The 287-nt window shown below is 49.1% G+C and carries 1 pseudogene; it reads left to right on the top strand.

Going from position 1 to position 287, the window contains the following annotated elements:
• A pseudogene (locus LZP73_RS20470) lies at positions 1-287 on the top strand (sugar ABC transporter ATP-binding protein); the annotation flags it as partial.

Below are 287 nucleotides of genomic sequence, written 5' to 3'. Positions count from 1 at the left end.
ACTATTATTCGTAAATTAAAAGAGCGCGGCTGCGGTATTGTTTATATCTCGCATAAAATGGAAGAAATCTTCCAGTTATGTGATGAAGTTACCGTATTGCGCGACGGTCAGTGGATCGCTACCGAACCGCTGGCAGGACTGACGATGGACAAGATCATCGCCATGATGGTTGGGCGTTCTCTTAACCAGCGTTTCCCTGACAAAGAAAACAAGCCGGGCGAAGTGATTCTGGAAGTGCGTAACCTGACGTCGCTGCGCCAGCCGTCGATACGCGATGTCTCGTTTGA

The organism is Shewanella sp. AS16 (genome assembly GCF_021412365.1).
Classification (GTDB): domain Bacteria; phylum Pseudomonadota; class Gammaproteobacteria; order Enterobacterales; family Shewanellaceae; genus Shewanella; species Shewanella salipaludis.
The sequence above is the reverse complement of the archived record's forward strand: the minus strand, read 5'-3'. Positions and strand labels throughout refer to the sequence as shown.